Raw genomic sequence first — 4459 nt, 5'->3', positions numbered from 1 at the left:
ATGTGGTCCATGTCGAGGCCCTCGAGGCCGGGGCCCCAGTCGGGCGGCAGCATGCGCTGGTACGTGTCGGGCGCCTTCAGGCGGAAGTCGAGCATCCAGGACGGCTCGTCCTTCTTGGCTGAGATCTCGCGGACGATGTCGGGCGTGAGGCCTGCGTCGAGCCGGAGGGACGGGTCGGTCGCGTCGCTGATGTCGTACAGCGTGCGGTCGACGTCCTCCACATAGGTTCGGAACTCTTTAGTCATGCGTGCCTCCTATAGCGCGGCGACGGGTTCGCGCGCCGCTTCCGCACCGGCTTGCTCGAACTGCTCGAAGCCCTGCTCGTTGATCGATTCGATGAGCGAGGAGTCGCCCTCGGCCACCATGCGGCCGCGCACCATGACGTGCACGCGGTCGACGTCGACGTGCTCGAGGATGCGCGTGTTGTGGGTGATGACGACCAGCGCGCCGCCCGTGGCGCGACGGTACGCGTCGATGCCGCGCGACACCACGCCCAGCGCGTCCACGTCGAGGCCCGAGTCCGTCTCGTCGAGGATGGCCAGCTTCGGTTCCAGTAACAGCAGCTGCAGCATCTCCAGCTTCTTCTTTTCGCCGCCCGAGAAGCCCACGCCCAGCTCGCGGTCGAGATACGACGGATCCATGTCCAGCTCGTCGGCCAGGGTGCGCACGTGCTTCTTGAACTGCTTGCCCTTGAGCTCTTTGCCGTCGCGGCCGGCGACGGTTGCGCGCAGGAAGCTTGACAGGGGCACACCGGGGATTTCAACGGGCGCCTGGAAGCTCAGGAACAGCCCCGCGCGCGAGCGCTTGTCGGGGGAGAGGTCGGTGATGTCGCGGCCGTCGAACTCGACGGAGCCGCCGTCCATGCGGTAGGCGGCATCTCCCATGACCACGTGGCCGAGCGTGGATTTGCCCGCGCCGTTCGGGCCCATGATGACGTGGGTCTCGCCGGGGCCCACGGCGAGATCGATATCGTGCAGGATGGGGGTTTCGTCAACCGAGGCGGAAAGCCCGCGGATGGTGAGGAGCGAATCGCGCGTCGTGATCGTCATGTGAGGTGCCTTTCATTAATCATATAGTTTTGCTAGGATTAAGATAGTGGCAAACGGGATATTGTCAAGACTTAAACATACAAGTTTGCTAGAATTTACGGAGAGCGGTCGGCGGCCTTCCGGTGCGAACGACTGCTTCACGCGATACGTTCGCATGGAGGGACGCGGGACTGCCGCGCGAGATCGCCATCGTGTGCGGCGCGAAACGGAAAGGAAGGGTGATCGAGATGCTCGTATCGACGAAGGGCCGTTATGCGCTGCGGCTCATGGTGTGCGTGGCGCAAGCGGGAGCGGAGGGTAAGGTTGCCCTGCGCGAGGTGTCGGAGCGCGAGGACATCTCGCTCAAGTACCTCGAGCAGCTGGCTCGTCCGCTCGTGCAGGCAGGGTTGCTTCGCAGCGTGCGCGGCAAGGGCGGCGGCTACGCGCTGGCACAGGAGCCGGCCGCTATCAGGGCGGGCGACGTGCTGCGCGCGGTGGAAGGCTCCACGGCCCCGGTGGCGTGCCTTGATTTGCAAGAGGGGATGGCCTGCCCGCGAGCGGGCGAATGCACTACCGTGCGTTTCTGGGCCGGCCTCGACGAGGTCATCGAGCGCTACGTCGACGGCGTCACGCTTGCCGATCTGGCCGGGGAACCCGGCTTGCCGTCCCTTCCTGCAATCTAACGCGGGTATGACGAGGCTCTAACGGGTTAGATCACGATGACTTTTCCGCTTCGGAAGGCCGATACGCGAGCCATACAATGACCGGACAGCGTATCGGGTTCCACCGAAGGAGTTGCATGAAACGGGTTATCGTGATCGGTGCCGGCGTTGCCGGTTTGGCGGCGGCTGCGCGCTTGCAGCATGCCGGATACGAGGTGACGCTCTTCGAGAAGGAGCCGCTTGTGGGCGGCAAGATGAACCAGATCCGCGAGGAAGGGTTCACGTTCGACGTGGGTCCCACCATCGTCATGATGCCCGAGCTGTACCGCGAGGTGTTCGAAACGTGCGGCCGCAATGCCGACGACTACATCCCCATGGAGAAGGTCGAACCGCTCATGGACATCTCCTTCGGCCCCGGCGACCGTCTGCGCTTATCGAACGATCTCGCCTCTATGACCGCCGCCGTGGAGGCCGTCGGGGAGAAAGACGCGCAGGGTTACTTCGAGTACCTGGCGCTGCTGTACAAGCGCTACCTCATCGCGAAGGACAACTTCCTGCAACGCTCGTTTCGCAAACCGATCGATTTCTACAACCCGAAAAGCTTGGTAGCCGGTCTGCGCTTGCACACGCTCGGCGACGCGTACTCGTCGGTCGCGCATCATGTGAAGGACGACCGGCTGCGCAAGGCGCTCGCGTTCCAAACGCTCTATATCGGCATCTCGCCGTTCGAAGGCCCCTCGCTGTACATGATCATCCCTATGATCGAGCTGCTGTACGGCGTGTGGTTCATGAAGGGCGGCATGTACGCGATGGCGCAGGCTATGGGCCGGCTGTTCCTCGAGCAAGGCGGCGAGCTGCGCACGTCCACGCCGGTGGAGCGCATCGTGGTGGAGAACGGCTGCGCCTGCGGCGTCGAGGCGGGAGGCGCGGTGCATTACGCCGACTACGTGGTGTGCGACGCCGACTTCCCGTACGCCATCACCCAGCTCGTCGACGAGGCCGACGCGCGCGGCAAGTACACGCCGCAGAAGATCGAGGAGATGGAGTACTCTTGCTCGTGCTTCATCCTGTACCTGGGCCTGGACAAGCGTTATCCCTCCGATGCGGTGCATTCCATCCGCTTCGCCTCCGACTTCGAGCGCAACATCGACGACATCTTCGACGACGCGCGCTTTCCCGACGATCCGTCGTTCTACTGCTACGCGCCTTCGTCGCTGGACCGCTCGCTTGCGCCTGAGGGCTGTTCGACCTTGTACGTGCTGGTGCCGGTCCCGCCGCTGTCGCCCGCATCGCCCCGCTGGTCGGACGCGGAGGTGGCCGAGTATCGCGACCGGGTGCTCGACCTCATGGAGCGCGAGACGGTGTACGAGGACGTGCGCGACCATATCGTGTTCGAGCGCGCCTACACGCCGCTCGATTTCGCCGAGCGGTTCAACGCCTACGACGGCGCGACGTTCGGCTTGCGGCCGACGCTCGGGCAGAGCAACTACTGGCGGCCGCACAACAAGGCGACCGACTGCAGCCGCCTGTACTTCTGCGGCAGCAGCGTCCATCCGGGCGCGGGCGTGCCCATCGTGCTGCTCAGCGCGAAGCTGGCGGCAGAGGAGCTGATGCGCGATGACCGCCTGTAGCCTCTTTGAAGAGCGCGCGGACGATTTCGCGTGGTGCGAGGACGTGATCAGGCGCAACTCGCATAGCTTCTACCGAGCGTTCTCGCTGCTGCCCGCTTGCAAGCGCCAGAGCGTGTACGCGCTGTACGCGTTCTGCCGCTTGGCCGACGACTGCGTCGACCGCGACGCCAGCGCGGCGAAGCTCGAGCAGGTGCAGGACGACCTTGCGCGGTTCTTCGCAGGCACCGTGGTCGACGCTCCGTTGTGGCGCGCGCTCGACGCGGTATGCTCGTCGTTCGACCTGGACGCGCAGCCCTTCTTCGACATGCTGGAAGGACAGCGTCGCGACCTGTCGTTCCGTCAGCCGGAAACGATGGGCGACCTGGAGGAATACGGCTACTACGTGGCCGGGTCGGTGGGGCTCATGCTGCTGCCCATCCTGCACGCCGCTTCTCCGGTGGACGACGGTTTGCGCGACAGCGCGGTGGCGCTGGGCGTGGCCATGCAGCTGACCAACATCCTGCGCGACGTGGGCGAGGACTTGGAGAACGGGCGCGTCTACCTGCCCGCGGAGGTGCTGGAGGCGGCGTCGTACGCGCCGGAGCGCCTGCGCGCGCACGCGGTGGACGAGGCGTTCCGCAACGCTTGGGAGACGGTGGCGCACCGCTCGGAGGAGTTGTACCGCCCCATGGAGCGCGACGTGATCGAGCTGGACGACGACAGCCGGCTTCCCACGCTGTCGTCGCTGTACCTGTACCGCGGCATCTTGGACGAGGTGCGCGCCGACGGCTACCGTTGCTTCGAGCATCGCGTCGTCGTGTCAAAGGCAACGGCGCGCGAGTTGGTGGACGAAGCGCTGGCGGCGCTCGAGGAAGGGAAGCGATGATGGGCGACGTGATGGAGAACCTGATCGGCTTGGGCGTCTCGCTCGCGTACGTACTGGCGGTGCTGGGAGCGTCCAGCCTGGCCGCGCGGCGTGGCGCGTCGTCGGAGGCAACCCGCAAGTTCGTGCATATCGCGTTGGGCGGCTGGTGGCTCATCGCGGCCCGGTTCTTCGATTCGCCTCTGTGGGCGGCGGCGCTTCCTGCTGCGTTCATCCTTGTGAACGCGTTTGCGTACCGTCGGCAGAAGCTGTCGTTCATGGGACGCGACGGCGGCG

Annotated in this window: 4 protein-coding genes and 2 pseudogenes; 4 read left to right on the top strand and 2 right to left on the bottom strand. The window is 65.4% G+C overall.

What is annotated here, in order from left to right; genetic code table 11:
* Positions 1–245: pseudogene (locus ACMO6A_RS12845) on the bottom strand (Fe-S cluster assembly protein SufB); the annotation flags it as partial.
* Positions 246–254: 9 nt separating this feature from the next.
* Positions 255–1049 (bottom strand): Fe-S cluster assembly ATPase SufC, encoded by a 795-nt coding sequence (gene sufC, locus ACMO6A_RS12840; protein WP_015761047.1) that lies wholly within the window; start codon positions 1047–1049, stop codon positions 255–257.
* A 227-nt stretch (positions 1050–1276) separates the two neighbouring features.
* Here sufC and ACMO6A_RS12835 point away from each other — a divergent pair, with 227 nt between their 5' ends.
* The 4 genes and pseudogenes from ACMO6A_RS12835 to ACMO6A_RS12820 all read left to right on the top strand — a co-directional run.
* Positions 1277–1711: an RrF2 family transcriptional regulator gene (locus ACMO6A_RS12835; RefSeq protein WP_015761046.1), complete on the top strand. Its 435-nt coding sequence runs from the start codon at positions 1277–1279 to the stop codon at positions 1709–1711.
* 116 nt (positions 1712–1827) lie between these two features.
* Positions 1828–3321 carry a phytoene desaturase family protein gene (locus ACMO6A_RS12830; protein WP_015761045.1) on the top strand — a complete coding sequence of 498 codons (1494 nt, stop codon included), beginning with the start codon at positions 1828–1830 and terminating at the stop codon, positions 3319–3321.
* The gene (locus ACMO6A_RS12825) at positions 3308–4186 is read left to right on the top strand and encodes a phytoene/squalene synthase family protein (RefSeq protein ID WP_015761044.1); all 879 of its coding nucleotides are present in this window, start codon (positions 3308–3310) and stop codon (positions 4184–4186) included. The genes ACMO6A_RS12830 and ACMO6A_RS12825 overlap by 14 nt, the downstream gene beginning before the upstream one ends.
* Positions 4183–4459, top strand: a pseudogene (locus ACMO6A_RS12820) (DUF92 domain-containing protein); the annotation flags it as partial. The gene ACMO6A_RS12825 and the pseudogene ACMO6A_RS12820, both read left to right, overlap by 4 nt.

This window comes from Eggerthella sp., assembly GCF_048329335.1.
GTDB classification, from domain to species: Bacteria; Actinomycetota; Coriobacteriia; order Coriobacteriales; family Eggerthellaceae; genus Eggerthella; species Eggerthella lenta.
This window is presented reverse-complemented; position numbering and strand designations above follow the sequence as displayed.